This is a genomic window from Streptococcus sp. IsoGale021, from assembly GCF_031142795.1.
GTDB lineage: Bacteria > Bacillota > Bacilli > Lactobacillales > Streptococcaceae > Streptococcus > Streptococcus hominis.
The window spans coordinates 238,913-258,698 of the sequence record NZ_JAKZJH010000002.1; the positions used below are offsets into that span (position 1 = coordinate 238,913).

At 38.7% G+C, this 19,786-nt stretch carries 15 protein-coding genes and 1 pseudogene; 3 read left to right on the forward strand and 13 right to left on the reverse strand.

What is annotated here, in order from left to right; all coding sequences use genetic code 11:
* Positions 1-30: 30 nt before the first annotated feature.
* The 11 genes and pseudogenes from ndk to RG565_RS02860 all read right to left on the reverse strand — a co-directional run bounded on the left by ndk (position 31) and on the right by RG565_RS02860 (position 10,994).
* The gene (gene ndk, locus RG565_RS02810) at positions 31-453 is read right to left on the reverse strand and encodes a nucleoside-diphosphate kinase (RefSeq protein WP_174721095.1); all 423 of its coding nucleotides are present in this window, start codon (positions 451-453) and stop codon (positions 31-33) included.
* Positions 454-531: 78 nt separating this feature from the next.
* A complete protein-coding gene (locus RG565_RS02815) occupies positions 532-1,482 on the reverse strand; it encodes a CPBP family intramembrane glutamic endopeptidase (protein WP_247936672.1) in 951 nt (316 codons plus the stop codon).
* Positions 1,482-2,120 (reverse strand): TIGR01906 family membrane protein, encoded by a 639-nt coding sequence (locus tag RG565_RS02820; protein ID WP_247936673.1) that lies wholly within the window; start codon positions 2,118-2,120, stop codon positions 1,482-1,484. The genes RG565_RS02815 and RG565_RS02820 overlap by 1 nt, the downstream gene beginning before the upstream one ends.
* Complete coding sequence (locus RG565_RS02825; RefSeq protein WP_003042013.1) at positions 2,110-2,883, reverse strand: TIGR01457 family HAD-type hydrolase; 774 nt, start codon at positions 2,881-2,883, stop codon at positions 2,110-2,112. Before RG565_RS02825 ends, RG565_RS02820 begins: the two co-directional genes overlap by 11 nt.
* Before the next feature lie 22 nt (positions 2,884-2,905).
* On the reverse strand, positions 2,906-3,637 hold the full coding sequence (locus RG565_RS02830) for an acyl-[acyl-carrier-protein] thioesterase (RefSeq protein ID WP_049533884.1): 732 nt from the start codon (positions 3,635-3,637) through the stop codon (positions 2,906-2,908).
* Between the two features lie 3 nt (positions 3,638-3,640).
* Complete coding sequence (gene hemW, locus RG565_RS02835; protein ID WP_049533881.1) at positions 3,641-4,771, reverse strand: radical SAM family heme chaperone HemW; 1,131 nt, start codon at positions 4,769-4,771, stop codon at positions 3,641-3,643.
* A gap of 125 nt (positions 4,772-4,896) precedes the next feature.
* Complete coding sequence (locus tag RG565_RS02840; RefSeq protein WP_247936674.1) at positions 4,897-6,537, reverse strand: hypothetical protein; 1,641 nt, start codon at positions 6,535-6,537, stop codon at positions 4,897-4,899.
* A complete protein-coding gene (locus tag RG565_RS02845; RefSeq protein ID WP_070670566.1) occupies positions 6,527-7,270 on the reverse strand; it encodes an ABC transporter ATP-binding protein in 744 nt (247 codons plus the stop codon). Before RG565_RS02845 ends, RG565_RS02840 begins: the two co-directional genes overlap by 11 nt.
* A 129-nt stretch (positions 7,271-7,399) precedes the next feature.
* Positions 7,400-7,925, reverse strand: a pseudogene (locus RG565_RS02850) (DUF1697 domain-containing protein).
* Positions 7,926-7,955: 30 nt separating this feature from the next.
* A complete protein-coding gene (gene uvrB / locus RG565_RS02855) occupies positions 7,956-9,944 on the reverse strand; it encodes an excinuclease ABC subunit UvrB (protein ID WP_070670569.1) in 1,989 nt (662 codons plus the stop codon).
* Between the two features lie 90 nt (positions 9,945-10,034).
* Entirely contained in the window at positions 10,035-10,994 is a 960-nt protein-coding gene (locus RG565_RS02860) for a CPBP family intramembrane glutamic endopeptidase (protein WP_247936675.1), read from the reverse strand.
* A gap of 162 nt (positions 10,995-11,156) precedes the next feature.
* Here RG565_RS02860 and RG565_RS02865 point away from each other — a divergent pair, with 162 nt between their 5' ends.
* The 3 genes from RG565_RS02865 (at position 11,157) to RG565_RS02875 (ending at position 16,139) form a co-directional block, all read left to right on the forward strand.
* A complete protein-coding gene (locus RG565_RS02865) occupies positions 11,157-13,340 on the forward strand; it encodes an ABC transporter substrate-binding protein/permease (protein WP_070670574.1) in 2,184 nt (727 codons plus the stop codon).
* Positions 13,340-14,080 (forward strand): amino acid ABC transporter ATP-binding protein, encoded by a 741-nt coding sequence (locus RG565_RS02870; RefSeq protein WP_003024883.1) that lies wholly within the window; start codon positions 13,340-13,342, stop codon positions 14,078-14,080. The genes RG565_RS02865 and RG565_RS02870 overlap by 1 nt, the downstream gene beginning before the upstream one ends.
* Before the next feature lie 523 nt (positions 14,081-14,603).
* Entirely contained in the window at positions 14,604-16,139 is a 1,536-nt protein-coding gene (locus RG565_RS02875; RefSeq protein WP_247936676.1) for an ATP-binding cassette domain-containing protein, read from the forward strand.
* 20 nt (positions 16,140-16,159) lie between these two features.
* Here the strand turns inward: RG565_RS02875 and RG565_RS02880 are convergent, their stop codons facing one another.
* Positions 16,160-17,908, reverse strand: coding sequence for an ABC transporter ATP-binding protein (locus RG565_RS02880; RefSeq protein WP_247936677.1), 1,749 nt, complete (start codon positions 17,906-17,908; stop codon positions 16,160-16,162).
* Positions 17,889-19,634: an ABC transporter ATP-binding protein gene (locus RG565_RS02885; RefSeq protein WP_247936678.1), complete on the reverse strand. Its 1,746-nt coding sequence runs from the start codon at positions 19,632-19,634 to the stop codon at positions 17,889-17,891. Before RG565_RS02885 ends, RG565_RS02880 begins: the two co-directional genes overlap by 20 nt.
* Between the last annotated feature and the right edge of the window lie 152 nt (positions 19,635-19,786).

The window sequence follows — 19,786 nt, forward strand, 5'->3', positions numbered from 1 at the left end:
TGTACTCTCTCGAATTTATACTACTATGTTTTAATGATTACCAAACCAAAGCGCAATTTCCCGTTTGGCAGATTCTTCAGAATCTGAACCATGAACAACATTTTGAATCGTTTCACCAGCTTCAGCTGCTTGTGCAAAATCTCCGCGAATAGTTCCCGGTAGAGCTTCTTCCGGACGAGTAGCACCCATCATGTGACGCCAACCTGAAATTACTTGGCTTCCCGATAAAACACCGATAATCACAGGTCCGCTTGTCATATAATCACGGATTGAAGGATAAAAATCTTTCGTTAATAGGGCTTCATAATGCTGATCAATTAACTCATTTGAAACATTGGTTCTCATTTCCAAACGTTCGATTTTATAACCACGTTGTTCTACGCGCTTCAGTACTTCTCCAACCAAGCCACGTTTTACGCCGTCTGGTTTTATAATAAAAAATGTTTGTTCCATGATTGACACGCTCCTCTTTTGTTACCTTTATTTTATCATAAATGAAAGAAAGTTGAAAGTCCTTTCAAAAATCTTCTTTCACAAATGACTTATCAAGGTCAAAGATGTTAAAAACATGAAGATTGTAAAAATCCAGAACCAAACAGAACGAAAAGCTTGCCTATAGGCCCCTGGAAATGAACGATTTTCTTGTACATACATTTTTATGTCTGCTTTGTTTTTAATCAGGAAAATTACTGCGACACTTGCACCGACTAGCAGGATAAATAAGTGTAAGAGACCACCTATATCGTCCGGCAAAAACGAATACAAATAAGTTAAACCATCTCCGATGACCAAGTTATTAAAAACGTGGAAAACCATTGCCCAGAGAATTGAATACTCCAAGGTCACATAAGAGAAGATAATTCCAACAAAAGCTGCAAAAAAGAACTGCGGGATATTTCCATGAAATAAACCAAATATGAGGGAAGACATCAAAATCGCAAAGACTTTTCCATATTTTTCAAATGTTCGTAAGCCTGCCCCGCGAAAAATCAATTCTTCTGAAACAGGACCGAAAAAACCTGCATACAAAAACATCGTTACACTATCTGAGCCTGCGGAAGCTGATTCAATGGCTTTAAATAAGCTAAATCCAAAGATATTCAACACTGCTTCGAATATTTGATTAAAGAGTACAAAACCTAATTGACCCAGAAGTAAGAATGATAAAACTATCCCAAACGTTTTTGGCGTCATGACCCTTTTCTGCGTTCGTAAATCAGACTTAAATAATTTTCCGTCCCGATACAACCAAAAGATAAATACTCCTGCACAAACAGCAATTAGATAATAGCTGCCATCGCGTGACATAAAACTTTCCGTTGCTTTTTGGATTCTCTCAAGATTTCCGGAATAACGAATCGCTTGAAACAAGGTTACAATCGTTTGATAAATCAGACCAATCATTGCCATTACGACCACATACAGTAGACATAAAGCAGAGAACAAACCAATATCTTTTCGTACTTGCTGATTGACTAGCATCAGTTTCCCTCCTTCTTCAAATAGCTTTTTCGACTCCACAGGTATAGCCCCACAGCAAAGATTTCATAAAGAACAAAAAACAAAAGAAAGACGTGGAGGAAAAATTCTTCTGGCAATATCCAAATAACAGGATCTTTAGCAGGGTCAAACAACCAAGTATTATCCCCAGCAAATAAAATCTGATGAAAGAGAGTGAAAAACGCATCAAAGCCAATCCCCAGCGCCACACCAGCAATTACAATAGGCAACCAAATAATAGCTAAAATCGCCTTTGAAAAGACAGATAGATAGCTTTTTTTTATAATGTTTTTTACAAACAAACAAACCGCTGGTAAGGTTGCTAGAAAAGCAACTTGCGCCAGATGAAAAAGATATTTCACGACTTGAAAATGGTGCAGACCTGCTGCTGATGAGCGAAAATCAGGCATGGAGAGCTTTTGCTGAAATGGATTGGTTAGGTAATTCATCAAAACATTGAAATTGTGCTGAATGGTTGCAGATTTGAGGTAAACTTGATTTTCTAAATGCAACCAAGAAATTTCCAAAGGATAAAACAGCCAAGTCAGATAAATGGTCAACAAAATGGCTGTTGCTAAAAAGCAGAGCATACTCAGCCAAAAGGTCAGTTTAGTGCGCATCAAAATCCCACTCCGCTAGGCTAGAAAGTACATAATCTGGTTGGATTGGCAAGCCTGGCACTTCTTCTGGTTTCGTAAAGCCAGTTGTCACCAGAAGCGTAGGGATACCATTGTCAATCCCAGCCCGAATGTCCGTCAGGTAATTATCCCCAACCATTATCACTTCCTCGCGTGGTAGTCCTAGATGCTCAACCGCCTTTTCCATGATAATTGCATTTGGCTTCCCGATATAAACAGGTTTCACACGAGTTGCTACTTCAATGAGAGTAATAATCGATCCTGCTCCAGGCATGAGACCGCGCTCTGTCGGAATATTAAGATCTGGATTGGTTCCTACGAAATGAGCTCCCTTTTGAATAGCTAAAGTAGCAATTGACAATTTTTCATAGTCCACTTCCCAGTCCAATCCAACAACTACATAATCTGGGTTATCAGTATCTTCGACATAGCCAGCTTCTGCAATGGCTTGCTTAAGTCCGACATCACCGATAACATAGACTTTCTTGCCTAGATTTTTATCATTTAAGTAGTCAACCGTTGCTAAAGTCGCTGTATAAATCGTTTCAATCGGCGTTTCAACATTGAATTGTTCCGCTAGCATTGTTTGAACAGTCTCAGGAGTACGTGTTGTATTGTTCGTCACAAATAAATATGGAATGTTGCGTCGTTGTAATTCATGGACAAAAGCTTCACCCGTAGGAATACGGTCTTTTCCTTTATAAATCGTTCCGTCTAAATCAATTAAATATCCTTTGTAGGTCATACTTCTCTTTCTATTGTTTCTCTTATGAAATTTCTTGCCAAGTTACCATAGCTTGTGCATTGGTATCACCATCGCTGGAAATCTGATGATTGCTCTCTAATCCATTCAAATCATAGCTAGAGGTAATCTGCCCACCAGGTCGTACTTCCTTGACATACTTGAGGTGAACTTTTTTGGGAACGTATTTCATGAGAAAATCAGCTCCCATAACTTCAAAAATCCAGTCCAAATACTTGCTGTTGTTGACATGACCATTCATGTCTAAATCATAAAACCGAACATGATAATCTTTACTGGTCGAATCTTTCAGTTCTGGATATTTTGGACCACGAATCAACTTTTTAGAAAATTCTGCTTCATAAGGTGCGACAATCTTTGGCTCTACAGCATGCACTTTTCGACTGTCTCTGTCCATAAGAACAAAGGTAGCCATCATTTCAATCACGGCAACATCATTTTCATCAAAAACGGTAAAACGACGATAACAAAAGAGACGATTATAGGAAAGCGCTTCTGTTTCAATCGTCATTTCTTCACCAAATTTAGGCAGCCGTACCACATCGATATCATAGTCAGTAATAATCCAGACCAGATTGTATTTCTCCAGCATATACTGGTCGCTAATCCCCAAGTCAATAGACTGCAAACCTGATACCTGTAAGGACAGCAAAATGACAGCAGGCAACTTGATATGACCATTCATATCCGCCATGTCAAACGGAATTTTCATTTTCGTTTGATAAGTTAAACCCATAATTTACTCCAATATAAATTTCTCTGCGACCGTATCACCCAAAAATAGACCCTTTTTAGTCATACGAACGATTTCTTTGTCAGGTACTAAGAGTCCTTGCTCAATAAGTTCAGTTACTACATGACCGTACTGCTGCTCAAAAGAAATGCCAAATTTTTCTTCAAAACGCTTTTTAGAAACACCTGACTTTTTGCGCAAGCCCAGAAACATTTCTTCTTCCATCATCTCTTGCTTACTCAGATGTTCTTCATTCACACGCGCATTGCCTTTTTCAACCGCCTCTAAATAATGACGAATCGGACCATGATTCTTGTAGCGAACCCCATTGACATAACCAGAAGCCCCTGCCCCAATACCAAAATATTCCGCATTATCCCAGTACATGAGATTGTGTTGACTCTCAAAACCTGGTTTAGAAAAGTTAGAAATCTCATAGTGTTCAAACCCAGCTTTTTCCAACTCCTCAATGATATACTCAAACATCTCTGCTTCCAAGTCCTCCTTCGGTAAAGGCAGCTTTCCACGCCGCATCCGGTTCATAAAAACCGTGTGATTTTCTAGAATTAAGCTATAAAGACTCATGTGAGGGATATCTAGTGCAATGGCCTTGGCCACATTTTCCCGCACGTTGTCCATGGTCTGCTTGGGCAGTGCATAGATCAAATCAATAGAGATATTATCAAAACCAGCGAACTTCAGATTAGTGATATTTTCATAAATATCTTTCTCTAAATGGCTACGCCCAATTTGCTTGAGCATGCGATTGTCAAAAGTCTGAACACCCAAAGACACTCGGTTAACAGCCGAATCTTTTAAAACAGCAATCTTATCCGGATCCAAATCTCCTGGATTAGCTTCAATAGTCAATTCTTCTAACAATGACAAATCCAGCTTTTTCGTCAGCTCTGCCAATAAAAACTCCAGCTGCTTCGCTGAAAGAGCTGTCGGTGTCCCACCACCGATATAAAGCGTCTGTAAATGCTTTATATCATAAGAAGTATATTCTTGAAGCAAGTGCTCTAAGTAGGCGTCAACTGGCTGATTTTTGATAAAGACCTTAGAGAAATCACAATAATAACAAATTTGAGTACAAAACGGAATGTGTACATAGGCAGAAGTTGGTTTGGTATACATAGCATTTATTATAGCATAAATTTAGTATATAGATGTTTCAAAGCACACACTAAAATACATAGATCTCTTATCAATATATTCTTGCTAAGCAATAAAAACATAGTAAATATTCAAAAATTTTCAGCTTAATTTTCTACTTCAGTTTGAACTTTTTTCAAATAATAATTTGTCAGTAAAAATGCCATCATTGCAAGAGCAATCAGAAAAGTACCTGCTAACAAATAGCCCACTAAATCTGGTGATACAAGAATGAAATAAGCGCTTATTGCAATAATGATTATGTAAATAATCATAGCAACAATTCCTAAAATCATCTTTAGTGAATTATTTTCACGATTAAATAATTCCGTCACATTTGACCAATTGGTCACTTGTAGGCGTTTATCACGATGATATCCCCATGCACTCCATGCTAAACAGGTCAATGTCCAAGCTACAATCATCAAGACAATAGCAACTGGTTGCACGCCGACAACAAAGGAAAAAATTGTCAATAAAATGAATGGTAAAATGGATTGAATGACAAATAAATTCCAAAACTTAAGTTTAAGATAACGTGCCATATCAAAAGGTAATACTTTCAAATAATCATAATTTTCACGTTCAAGTGAAATGCCAATTCCTGTTAAATTTGCTCCACCTGTATTTAAACTTGCTACAAATGTTGCTATCAACATCAGTGGAAAAGCAAATCTGGTTGTCAAATAAGGAGAAATCATTTCACGATACTGCATAAAACTAGCCATTAACGGAATTAGAATAAAATAAGGTAACACACTAGGCATCAAAAGAGTTTGTAATAAGACGGAGCCATCACTGATTAGGTTTAATTGATAGCGCAACACAAACTGCGGAAAGTTCCTAAGTCCATTCATCTTGAAAATTTTCGTTCGTTTTTGTCTATTGACCGTTGCTGTTGTGGTCATTGCAGCTTCATAAAATTCTGGTAAAACCTTTCGCTTAACAATTATAAATAATATAGCAGCTACGACTACCCAAGCTCCCATTCCCAGCAAGGAATTCAAAGCAAAAGGTTGCATACTGAAATCATGAAAAATCGTCATTGGCGGAAAATAAGCAGGTTGATCCTGCAATATTGCGTTTTTAACGTTAGAGTTATTTTGCAAATTCACCAATAAAATCGCACCAAAAGCCATTATTGTAGCAAGAGCCAATAAAATATTAGAGGCAAGTTTTTTGTATTTCCTAAAAATAGTTGTTTTTGTAATAAAATGAACACCAACCAAAAGAAGGAAAATAAGTGTCGAAAACAGTACTCCTAACGAAATAAGCAGAATAGGGATTGCAAGCCAGATTGGTTGACCTGATTGCATTTGCAAACCAATAAAGTAAATAACAATGGGAAACACTCCCATTAAAGTAGTTAAAAGAACAGAAAATCCTTTCCCAACCATAATTTCGCTCTCACTAAAGGCATAAGGTCGGTAAGCTTGCAAGTCTTTACTTTCATAAAAAACATTGTAAAAGGAAAGAAATCCCTGTGCAAAGATGAAAAGATAAAAGATGCTGACAAAATTCGAAAACAGCCCTGGATTTTGAGCAAGCGGTAAAAAAGCACCCTGTACACCAAATATACAAGCATACAAAATTCCAACGTAGAGATAGTTCATCACTAGATTTCTAGCAACATTTCCTTTTTTCTTTGGATTTTTTTGCTGTTTTTTACGATAACTAGAAAGCCTAGTTGATTGCGTCGTATAAATGATATTTGCATGAATGAGGGATCGAATCGCTTTAAGACGCATCAGGACTCACCTCTTCTCTACGACCAGCCAAACTGAGGTAAATACTTTCTAATGATTTTTCAGGATGTTGACCTTTCAATTCCTCAATCGTACCGTAAAACAACAATTCTCCCTTTTTGAGAATGGCAATACGGTCACACAATTGCTCTGCCACTTCTAAAACATGGGTTGAGAACAAAACAGTATTCCCTTTATCTGCATGCTCTCGCATCATTTGCTTAAGGTCAAAAGCCGCCTGCGGATCCAAACCAGTTAAAGGCTCATCCAACACCCAGATATCTGGATCAGACAAAAGAGCACCAATGACAAATACTTTTTGTCGCATTCCATGTGAAAACGATTCAATAACTTCATAGCGATGAGCTGTAAAATCAAATAATTCCAGTAGATCCGTTAAACGTTTCTCATAATCTGAAGGACTCATATCATAAGAAGTTCCAACCAATTCCCAGAATTCATTTGCTGTCAGACGTAAAAACAAATCTGGCGAATCAGCTACATAACCAATTTTCTTCTTGATTTCCAACCGATTAGCTGCTAATTCCTTGCCATCCACAAAAATCTGACCATGCGTTGGATTAATCACACTAACCAATGATTTAATCGTTGTTGATTTTCCAGCACCATTGTGTCCAATTAATCCTACAATTTCTCCACTCTGAAGCGTTAAATTCAGATGATTCAACGCTATCTTGTCATCGTACACTTTTGTAACATTCTTAAATTCAATCATAAATTCTCCTATCTATTGAATGTTTTCAGCATGATGAAAATAAAAGTAAAAACTCTTTTTCTTTATTCAAACATATATATTCATTAACAATTTGTCATTAGTTTTCCAAAAAAACAAAATAATGCCTCTTTAACTAGTATCTGCCAACTCCAAAATTTTCTGAAAGGTTTTCCCATTGCGAATAGTCAAAGACTTGTAAAAGCTAGATTTGAGTAGCTTCTTGTGGTAGTTGGACTTGAGATAGTCAGCCTGATCGCTATTTCTGTAAAAGAAGGCTATCTGACCGAAATGCAGCAGCTCCCCGCCCCTCTATCTGCTCGCGACTGGCTTCCAGCAGGTAAAAGAGGACATCGCGCCGATAGGCTGCCTCATCCTGCCACCAAGCAGACAGTTTTGCCACTTCTTCTTAGAGAATAGCAGAGCCGAGCAGGACAAAAGGGATTGGAAAGTCATAGGATTAACTGAAATAAGCCGTCAAAATCGTCCTAATCTTTTCCTCGTGCTCCTGACTGTCAAAAAAGAGATTGCCACTGTTGATGTAGGAGATAGGGTTCTCAAAGCCCAGCTCCGCCAAATCGGCCTTCAAATCAGACATGATAACCTTGTTTTTTTTCCCACCGACATTGATGCCGCGAAGTAAGAGAATATAACGCATTCTTCTTCCCTTCTTGCTTTGTTTGTCTTTCTAATCCACTGCCTTTATATCTAAAATCATATCGCGAATCTGTGCAGCCAGTTCGAAGTCGAGAAGTCCTGCAGCTTCTTGCATCTGACCTTCTAGTTTCTTGATCATATCCTTGCGCTCTTGCTTGTTGAGGCTTTCGATTTCGACAATTTCTTCTTTGTCTGGCAGGACAGATTTGGTTACACTGATTAGGTCACGAATTTCTTTCTGGATTGTTTGCGGTACAATACCATGTTCTTCATTATAAGCCATCTGAATTTGACGACGGCGAGCGGTCTCGTCCATAGCCTTCTGCATGGAGTCAGTCACCGTGTCCGCATACATGATGACATGACCCTCACTGTTGCGGGCAGCCCGACCAATAGTTTGGATCAAACCACGCTCATTACGTAAGAAACCTTCCTTGTCTGCATCAAGAATGGCAACCAGACTAACCTCTGGCACATCAATTCCCTCACGCAACAGGTTAATTCCGACTAAAACATCAAAGACACCTAACCGCAGGTCGCGGATAATTTCTGTCCGCTCTAAGGTCTTGATATCTGAGTGCATGTATTTGACCTTAACACCCATTTCTTTAAAGTAATCCGTCAGATCTTCTGCAATCTTTTTAGTCAACGTCGTGATAAAGGTCCGCTCATTCTTCTCTGCACGCGCATTGATTTCGCCTAAAAGATCATCTATTTGTCCCATAGTCGGACGCACTTCTACTTCTGGATCCAGCAGACCAGTTGGTCGAATAATCTGCTCAATCACTGTATCCGTCTGCTCCCGCTCATAGTCGCCCGGTGTCGCAGATACATAGACAATCTGATGAACATGACTTTCAAACTCCTCCCGACGCAGCGGGCGGTTATCCAAGGCAGAAGGCAAGCGAAATCCATAATTAACCAACATCTCCTTCCGTGAGCGGTCACCATTATACATACCCTTGATTTGCCCCATCGTCATATGACTTTCGTCCACCATGATTAAAAAATCATCAGGGAAGAAATCTAGTAAAGTGTAAGGTGGCTCACCTTCGCTCCGTCCGTCCATATGGCGAGAATAATTCTCTACGCCATTCGTGTAGCCCATTTCGCGCAGCATTTCAATATCATAGTCAGTTCTTTGTTTCAGCCGCTGAGCTTCTAAAAGTTTCCCTTCCTTTTCAAAAAAGGCTAGTTGTTCTTCTAATTCCGCTTGAATCTTGGCAATGGCAATCTCCATATTTTCGTCATTTGTCATAAAGTGAGTAGCAGGAAAAATGGCTAAATGATCCACTTCACCCAAAACTTGTCCCGTCAACGCTTCTACTTCTCGAATACGGTCAATTTCATCTCCGAAAAATTCCACCCGAAAGGCATGTTCATCGCGAGAAGCCGGAAAAATTTCTACTACATCACCACGCACACGGAATTTTCCCCGCTGAAAATCAATATCATTACGCTCAAACTGGATATCCACCAAATCATTGAGAAGTTTATCCCGTGAAATCTCCAAACCAGGTCGCAGACTGACCACGCTATCGGAGTATTCCTTAGGTGAACCCAGACCATAAATGCAGCTGACTGACGCCACTACAATCACATCGTTGCGTTCCAAGAGAGCCGAGGTTGCTGAGTGACGAAGCTTGTCAATCTCATCATTGACAGAGCTGTCCTTCTCAATATAGGTATCACTGGAAGGCACATAGGCTTCCGGTTGATAGTAATCATAGTAAGACACAAAGTATTCGACCGCATTGTCAGGGAAAAATTCCTTAAATTCCCCATAAAGCTGACCTGCCAGAGTTTTATTATGAGCGATGACTAAGGTCGGTTTATTAACCTTTTGAATAACCTGACTCATAGTATAGGTCTTCCCAGTTCCTGTCGCTCCCATGAGAATCTGAGCTTTCTCACCACCCTCTATATTATCCACTAATTGCTCAATCGCCTGTGGTTGATCTCCTGAGGGCTCATACTTAGAAACCAGTTTAAATTTATTGTCCGTAATTCTATTTATCATTATTCTTTTCCTCTATACAATCTTCTCTTATTTTATCATATTTCTAAAAATATCACTGACTTAGGATAATAAGAAGCCCACCTAGTAAAACTAAGTGAGATTTGATTTTCTAAATTGTAATGCTGCTGGTAATTTATCTTCTTTTTTAAGAGACCAATACAGATAGAAAATGCTGAGAATTAACACCAGACTGGTGAAAATAGATCCTTCTGCTCCAAAAGCCCCACCCGAAAGCCAATCTACGTTGGATTTCGTATTGTAAGCAAAGACGGAAGTTTCTGCTCCCTGACCACTGACCTGAATACCATAAATGTTACCTTGAACAAAATTCCAAGCACCGTGAATACCAGCCAGCCCCCACATATTGTCAGTTTTTAGCATGTAAAAACAAGCAAAAGCACCATCGAGAATAATATTGACAATCGAAAGAAGCGTCACACCAGGATTTAGTAAATGGAGAGCACCAAATAGGTTAGCAGAGATTAAAATACCGACCAAAATATTTGACTTGGCAGTAACTGTCGGAAATAGCCAACCACGCGTCACCAGTTCTTCTGTTCCTCCTTGTAACATCCAAAACGGAATCAGGGCGATGATAAAGAGAAATGGCTCCAAACTAAGATGGTTGAGTTCTAACCTACCTACACCTGTCATCAAAAGTAAGACAACTATGAGAGAAAACTGTGCCGCTCCAATCAAAAAACCTTTTCCTAATTCTTTAAACCAATTTTCCTTAAAAAAACCAAGACTTGAAAAAGGTCTTTTTTCAACGCATTTCACCCAAAGAAAGAGAGCCAAAGAAATAAAGAAAAAGAGGAAGAGTTGAATGAAAATCATATAATGCGATATCAGTTCTTGTATCATTACAAAGCCTGCCCCAGAATGAACAAGGCCAAACACAAGACCCAGCAGTATCGAAATTGGGACCAATGCAAGCCCGCCGACAATTTCACCTCCATAAACAAAAACAATCGAGAGAATAACTGCCAACCAAATAGGTGGAATGTAACGGGACTGTTTCACATTATCAAGCATACGAAATTTAAACATAAAATTCCCTTTCTATTTTTTATTATTATATCATATTTATTTTACGCAAATCAAAAAAGAAATTTTCGTATATGTTATAAAATCTAACATGAAAATACAAAATATTTGTATTTTAAAGATATTTTTGGTATAATTTAAAAATATTCTTTAAAGGAGAGACTCATGAAGAAAAAAATCATAACTTTTTTGTTAGCTTTACTACCACTCTTTGCAGCAACAAGCATTCATGCTGATACAATCAAAGTAGTATCTGATACAGCTTACGCACCTTTTGAATTTAAAGATTCCGATCAAACTTATAAAGGTATTGATGTAGATATCATCAATAAAGTTGCTGAACTAAAAGGTTGGGACATCAATATGACTTTCCCTGGCTTTGACGCAGCCGTTAACGCTGTTCAGTCTGGTCAAGCAGATGCTATCATGGCTGGCATGACAAAGACCAAAGATCGCGAAAAAGTCTTCACTATGTCTGATACTTATTATGATACAAAAGTTGTCATTGCAACAACTAAAGCCAATACAATCAGAAGTTATTCCCAATTAAAAGGGAAAACTGTTGGGGTTAAAAACGGAACTGCCTCTCAACGCTTTCTAGAAAAAATCAAAAACAAATACAAATTTACTATCAAAACATTTGACACAACTGATTTGACTTACAACAGCTTGAATTCTGGTTCGATTGATGCCATGATGGACGACCAACCAGTCATTGAGTATGCTATTAAACAAGGTCAAAATTTAAAAATCTCTATAAAAGGAGAGGCTGTTGGTAGTTTTGCTTTTGGTGTCAAAAAGGGAAGCAAGTATGAATATCTGATAACAGAATTTAACGAAGCACTTGCTCAAATGAAAAAAGATGGTTCTCTTGACAAAATCATCACAAAATGGACAAGTTCTACAACTACGAAAACAACTAGTTCTACTCCTGAAACCACTACTCCTGCTGGTCAAAAAGCTACTCCTGTAAAATCAACATATACCATTGCGAGTGACTCTTCCTTTGCACCATTCGTCTTCCAAGACAGCAACAATAAATATACTGGGATTGACATGGATTTGATAAAAGCCATTGCCAAAGACCAAGGTTTCACAATTGAAATCACAAATCCCGGATTTGATGCCGCTTTAAATGCTGTACAATCTGGACAAGCTGATGGAATGATTGCAGGAATGTCTGTGACAGATGCTCGTAAAGAGACCTTTGATTTCTCAGAACCATATTATACTGCAAATGCAATCCTTGCTGTTAAAGAATCTAGCACAATTGCTTCATATAAAGACTTGAAAGGCAAAACAGTCGGCGTTAAAAATGGTACTGCTTCGCAAACCTTCTTAACAGAAAATCAAAACAAGTATGGCTATAAAATCAAGACATTCGCTGACGCTTCTTCTATGTATGACAGTTTAAACTCTGGCTCTGTGGACGCCGTTATGGACGATGAACCTGTTGTCAAATATTCCATTAGTCAAGGTCAAAAACTAAAAACTCCAATCAAGGGAACCCCTATCGGAGATACTGCTTTTGCAGTGAAAAAAGGTAGTAATCCTGAATTGATCCAAATGTTTAACAATGGTTTGGCAAATATTAAAAAGAACGGTCAATATCAAAAAATTCTTGATAAATATTTGAAAAAGACTAGCTCTGCTTCTAGCTCTTCAGACAGTACAGTTGATGAAACAACCATTTGGGGGCTTCTCCAAAACAACTATAAACAATTGTTAAGCGGACTTGGTATCACCATTGCTCTTGCGCTTCTGTCATTTGCTATTGCTATGGTCATCGGCATCATCTTTGGAATGTTTAGCGTGAGTCCCGTCAAAGCCCTCCGCGTCATCTCAGAAATCTTCGTGGATGTCATCCGTGGAATCCCACTTATGATTCTCGCAGCCTTTATCTTCTGGGGCATTCCAAATCTCATTGAATCAATGACAGGGCATCAAAGTCCGATTAACGATTTTGTAGCTGGTACAATTGCTCTTTCTCTCAATGCAGGTGCTTATATTGCAGAAATTGTCCGTGGTGGGATTCAAGCTGTTCCAGCTGGACAAATGGAAGCCAGTCGCAGTCTTGGTATTTCTTATTCCAAGACAATGAGAAAGATTATTCTGCCACAAGCAACAAAAATCATGTTACCAAACTTCGTCAATCAGTTTGTTATCGCTTTGAAAGATACTACAATCGTCTCTGCTATCGGTCTTGTTGAGCTTTTCCAAACAGGTAAAATCATCATTGCTCGTAACTATCAAAGCTTCAAAATGTATGCCATCCTAGCAGTCTTTTACTTGATTATCATCACTCTTTTAACGAGACTTGCAAAACGCTTAGAAAAGAGGATTAAATAATGGCTAAATTAAAAATTGATGTCAATGATTTGCATAAATACTATGGGGAAAATGAAGTCCTAAAAGGAATCACAACGAAATTCTACGAAGGAGATGTGGTCTGCATCATCGGCCCCTCTGGCTCTGGAAAATCAACTTTTCTACGTAGCCTAAACCTGCTTGAAGAAGTTACAAGCGGCTCTATTACCGTGGACGGTTTCGACCTAACTGACAAAAAAACAGATGTCGACTTGGTTCGTGAAAATATCGGCATGGTTTTCCAACACTTCAATCTCTTCCCTCACATGACAGTTTTGGAAAATATCACCTTTGCTCCTGTCGAGCATAAACGGATGACACAAGCTGAAGCAGATAAACTTGGTATGGAATTATTAGAAAAAGTCGGTCTCTCTGATAAAGCTGATGCCATGCCAGACAGTCTCTCAGGTGGACAAAAACAACGTGTGGCGATTGCACGTGGACTTGCTATGAATCCTGATATTATGCTCTTTGACGAACCTACTTCTGCTCTTGATCCCGAAATGGTTGGAGATGTTCTCAATGTTATGAAAGAATTGGCCAAGCAAGGCATGACCATGATTATCGTGACTCATGAAATGGGATTTGCTCGTCAAGTAGCCAACCGTGTCATCTTCACAGCTGACGGAGAATTCTTAGAAGACGGCAAACCCGACCAAATCTTTGACAATCCACAACACCCACGCCTCAAAGACTTCTTGGACAAAGTCTTGAATGTGTAATACTACTTTAGAGGCTGGGACAAAAGTCCGACCTCAAATATAAAAAGCGAACAAAACTAGTTTTCTGATAATCAGAATTCTGCTTTGTTCGCTTTTCGCATTTAATTATAGATTAGAAGGGCTTAATAATTAAGATTTTTAAAAATTAAAATCTTTTTGTCCCAAACTCTTTTTTGCATTTATATTCAATTTATTGTTGGTGACAAACTTTTTTCTCGGTACTCTTTTGACATTTAACGCCTTTTTTGCTACACTAAAATCAGTAAAATTCGGAGGTAAGGAGTTTATGTACAAGAAATCTATTGCTTAAAGGAAACTTTATCTAGTAGATTTTTTGTTATGCTCTTGCCTATTTTTCATAAAAGAAAATTTTTTCAAACTTCTCAATGATAAATATATTCGTTGCAAACTACTCCGTTTTGTAATGTTTGTTGGCAATCCAAAAACAAGAACAGCTCTACTAGATAAATAGGGCTGTTTTTCTTAGCTCTAAAATGACAATGAACATCAAAAGGAGACTTGTATGCTACAAATTCGACATTTAACTATTACCCATTTAAAAGATTTGAAAGACTTAGTTAGCGATTTATCACTTACTGTCAATGCAGGCGATAAAGCCGGCATTATCGGAGAAGAAGGAAATGGAAAATCGACCCTTCTAAAACTACTTATGGATGAAAGATTTGTTTCAGATTATATTAGCTATACCGGAGAGATTCAGAAAAGCTATAGTCATTATGCTTATTTGCCGCAAACTTTGCCTGAAAATGAAAGAAGGCTCTCCCTCAACGATTACTTCTTTGGCGATTTGAACGTAGACTTAGATTACAGCAAACTTTACCGCTTTGCTCAAGAATTACATTTTGATAGCGAACGTTTTACTAGTCAGCAAACAATAGCCACTTTATCCGGTGGTGAAACATTAAAAGTGCAGCTTTTAAAAATCCTCTCTACAAATTGGGACATTCTCTTTTTAGATGAACCTTCTAATGATTTAGACATCGATACTATGATTTGGCTGGAGAATTTTTTGCAAAATACACCTCAAACAGTCATGTTTGTTTCACATGATGAAAGTCTTTTAAGTCATGCAGCAACAAAAATCGTGCATTTGGAATTGGTTAAGAAAAAGCAAAAAGCTCGGACGACCGTACAGAATCTTGATTATGAAAATTACAGCCAGCAAAGACAGACCGCATTTGAAAAGCAAACTAAAGATGCAAAAAAAGAACGAGAAGAATATCAAAAAACAATGGAAAAACATCGCCGCGTCAAACAAAGTGTGGAGCACGTGCTGCGCAACACTCATGATAGCACGGCTGGGAGATTAGTGGCTAAAAAAATGAAAAACGTCCTCTCACAGGGCAAACGAATTGAGAGAGAAGCGTCTGAACTGACAGAATTGCCAATACAGGCAGATGCTATCAATCTGAAATTTCCTGCTATCACTCCTCTGCCATCTACAAAAAGAGTAGTCACTCTCGAGCAAATGTGTTTGAAGGTAGGAGAGCGCACTTTAGCCCAAAATATAAATTTTGAACTCTTAGGGCAGGAAAAGATTGGGATTATTGGTGAAAATGGTGCCGGAAAATCTACTTTTCTCAAAGAACTACGAAACCTATTGCAAAAGAAAAAAGGCATTACGCTAGGGTATATGCCTCAAATCTATCCTGATAGTTTAAACGAAGTCGACTCTCCAATAGATTTTCTAACATCCACAAGAGAGGGTATTGAGCGAGAAAAAATCCTCACCCACCTAGCCAGTCTGCAATTCACGCGCAATGAAGTGCAACATTCTATTTCCCAGCTATCTGGTGGACAAAAAGCTAAATTACTGCTTCTAAAAATGGTATTAGATCAAGCAAATGTCTTGTTGCTAGATGAGCCGACACGCAACTTTTCTCCCACTTCTCAGCCACAAGTACGAAAACTTTTTACAGATTATAACGGCGCTATCATTACCGTTTCACATGACCGCACCTTTCTCAAAGAAGTTTGTCAGAAAATCTATCGCTTGACTGAGACAGGAATAGAGCCAGTCCGCAAAGAACAGCTATAAGTTTGTTCTCCTAGTCGATCTTAAACAGCCAAGTTCCCTTGAGCTGTCTGCATTTGGTAATAAACGCCTTGTGCTCGCATCAGCTCTTGATGACTGCCATGTTCCACAATATCTCCGTCAACCAACACTAAAATGATATCTGCATTCTGAATGGTAGACAAGCGATGAGCAATGATAAAACTGGTTCTTCCTACCATCAGCTTATTAAAAGCCTCTTGAATGAGCACTTCAGTCCGCGTATCAATAGAGGATGTTGCCTCATCCAAAATCAGGATTTTAGGAACCGCTAGAAAAACACGCGCAATGGTCAATAACTGCCGTTGTCCTTGTGACAAAGAATCTCCTGCATCTGCTAGATAAGTATCGTAGCCATGTGGCAATTGCTGAATAAAGAAATGAGCATTAGCAGCTTTAGCTGCTGCAATTACTTCTTCTCGGCTAGCCTCTGGTCGCCCAAAAGCAATATTTTCATGAATTGTCCCCGTCTTCAGCCATGTTTCTTGTAAAACCATACCAAACTGCTGGCGAAATGAGACTCTGGTGTAATCTGTAATATCTCTGTCGTCTAACTTAATCTTACCCGCATCTACATTATAAAAACGCATGAGGAGATTGATTAAAGTCGATTTTCCAGCACCAGTTGGCCCGACAATAGCAACTTTGCTTCCTGCTGGAACGGTCATGTTTAAATCGTGAATCAAGGGTTTATCTTTTTCATAACCAAAACGGACGTGCTCAAAATGAACCGCACCCTGTACTGCTTCACTCGTGAGTTCTTCTTTTCCAGTTTCTACAACTTCTTTTTCATCTAAAATCATGTACAGGCGCTCTGCACAAGCAAGGGCACTTTGTAATTCAGCCATAACAGACGAAATATCGTTGAATGGTTTGGTGTATTGGTTGACATAATTTAAGAATGTCACTAATTGTCCAACTGTGAAACTAGAGCCATTAATGATACGAACCGCACCAAATCCAACAACAATGGCATAAATAAGAGCATTCACGAAGCGCGTCGCTGGATTGACAGTAGAGGAATAAAAGATAGCATCCTGAGAATAGTCCGCATAGCTCTCATTGCCCTTTGTAAAATCCGTAATGAATTGCTCTTGGGCATTGAAACTGTGAATCAAACTTTCTTGAGAGAAACTTTCTTCAATGAGCTGCGTCTGCAGCCCTCGAGCTGTTGTTTGTTTTTGAAACAGCTTGTAACTTTTACGGGCAATAAAACGCGCAATCAGCATAGATAAGGGAGTTAAAAGCAAGACTAACATCATCATGAAAAAGTCAATCTTTGCCATTGTCACAATCGTTACAAGAATAGTCAACACGCCTACAAAAAACTGATTGAAGACCATGAGCAGACCATTATTTAACTGCTCCACGTCCGTCGTCAATCGACTCACTAAATCACCACTCCCTTGACGATCAAGATAAGCCAAGGGAAGTCGATGAATTTTTTGAATGACCGCATCCCGAAGTTTCTGACTATAACTATAAATCAACTGATTATAGATTAAAGGATTGAGCCATTGAATCGCTGTATTGGCAACAATCACCATACCCATTTTCGAGAGAATTGGAAGCAAATGCTGATTTGCATCAGGAAGTAGAACGCTGTCAACTGCATTTCCAATCAAAATTGGCAAATAAATGGTCAAAGCAACCTGAACAATTGTTCCAATTGTAGCTAGTAGGAAAAGCCAGCGCTGTTGCAACAAATCACTTGCAAGGCGTTTCAGACCACTTTTAGAATACCTCGTTTTCATGCTTTTCCTCCTTACTATGTTGTGAGAGATGAATTTCTCGATAAATAGCGCTCGTTTGAAGCAAATCTTCATGTTTTCCAAGAGCGACCTGCCGACCCTTGTCCAAGACAAGTATCTGATCAGCTGCACGCAAGCTATTGGTTCGCTGTGAAATTAAAATCAAACTTGTGTTCTTTAACTGCTCTTTAATCGCTTGCAATAGTTTAGCTTCTGTTAAATAATCAAGTGCCGAAGTGGAATCATCCAGCACCAGAAAAGGTGCTTTTTGTAAAATAGCGCGCGCAATCGTCAACCGTTGGCGTTGACCACCGGAAAAATTCCGACCAAAAGCTTCTACTACTGCATCTAGCTGACCTTCTTTTTCCTGTACAAAGTCACTAGCCTGCGCAATATCAAGAGCCCACCAAAGTTGTTCATCCGTCACCTTGTCTTCCAAACCCAGCAATAAATTTGAGCGAATCGTACCGCGGAACAATTCTGCTTTTTGTGGCACCAAACTCATCCAAGTGCGCCACTCTTCAAGGTTTCTAGGGCTTCGACCATTTTTGAAAATAGCCAACTGACCAGTATCAATCGTATACAAATGCGCTAAGAGCTGCACCAAGGTTGATTTTCCTGAGCCTGTTCCACCAATCACTCCCAAAGTCTGACCAGATAGTACATCAAACGAAATATTTTCCAAAGCTGGACTAGCAGCTTGTGGATAGGTAAAGGTAACATTTTCAGCAGAAATAGATTGAGCACCAACAGAATGCCGTATTGACAGTTCTGCTAGTACATCTTCCTCTTCCTGTTCAAAAACCTCTTGGATTCGTCCAGCGCTGATGTAACTTTGGTTCAAAGAAGTGACGAGCATGGCTAGTTTCAACAGTTCTATCAAAATTTGCAAAAGGTAATTGACTAAAGCGACTAATTTCCCTTGCGTCAGCAAATCCTGTCCAATAGCTAGATTCCCATGCCAAATAACCATGACTAACGTGCTATTTACCACTAAAAAAGTCAACGGGCTAATCAAGCTAGACCAAACTCCTGTTTTTATCTGCCAGGTCTTATAAATTTCATTGGTATCTCTAAACCCATGAATTTCTTTATTTGTTTGCCCAAAGGCACGAATAACACGCATACCTTGCAGTTGTTGGCGTGTCATATTGACAATTTTATCTGTAATCTGGCGAATTTTAGCGTACAGCGGATTTACCAAGCGTGACATGATATAGATAATACCTGTTAGGATGACAACCATGAGTAAGAACCACAGTGTAATACTTGGACTAATCAAAAATGCCATGATAATCGAGCCAAAAACAATAATCGGCGCGCGCAAAAAAAGACGAAGAAATTGATTGATACCGGTCTGAATTTGATAAGTATCACTTGTTAAACGAGTGACCAGACTAGATGTCGTCAAGTTATCTCGACTAGCTTTTGGCAAACGCATTATTTTTTGATATAAATCTTTAGTTAATTGACGTGTAAATCCTACCGCTGCTTTTGAGGAATAATATTGAGCAATAATCGCCACAACAACACCAAACGATGCAAGGACAACCAGTAAAAAGACCATGGTATAAAGATGCGCACTATCTTTTTTAGGGATTGTTTGGTCTACAATTGTTGCAACCAAAATTGGCACCAATAGTTCAAAACTAGCTTCTAATAATTTAAAAAGTGGCCCCAACAAGGATTCTTTGATATATCCCTTAAAATATTTCAATAAATCTTTCATGAAATCTCTTTTCTTATACAAAACTAGTTCTATTTTATCATAATCTGGCCTTCTCTGTAATTTGTTAGCGGATACAATTATTTTTATAGGAGAATTTTTGTTAAATGAATTCCAGATAAAAAGGAGAAGAACGATGTCGTTCTCTCCTACTA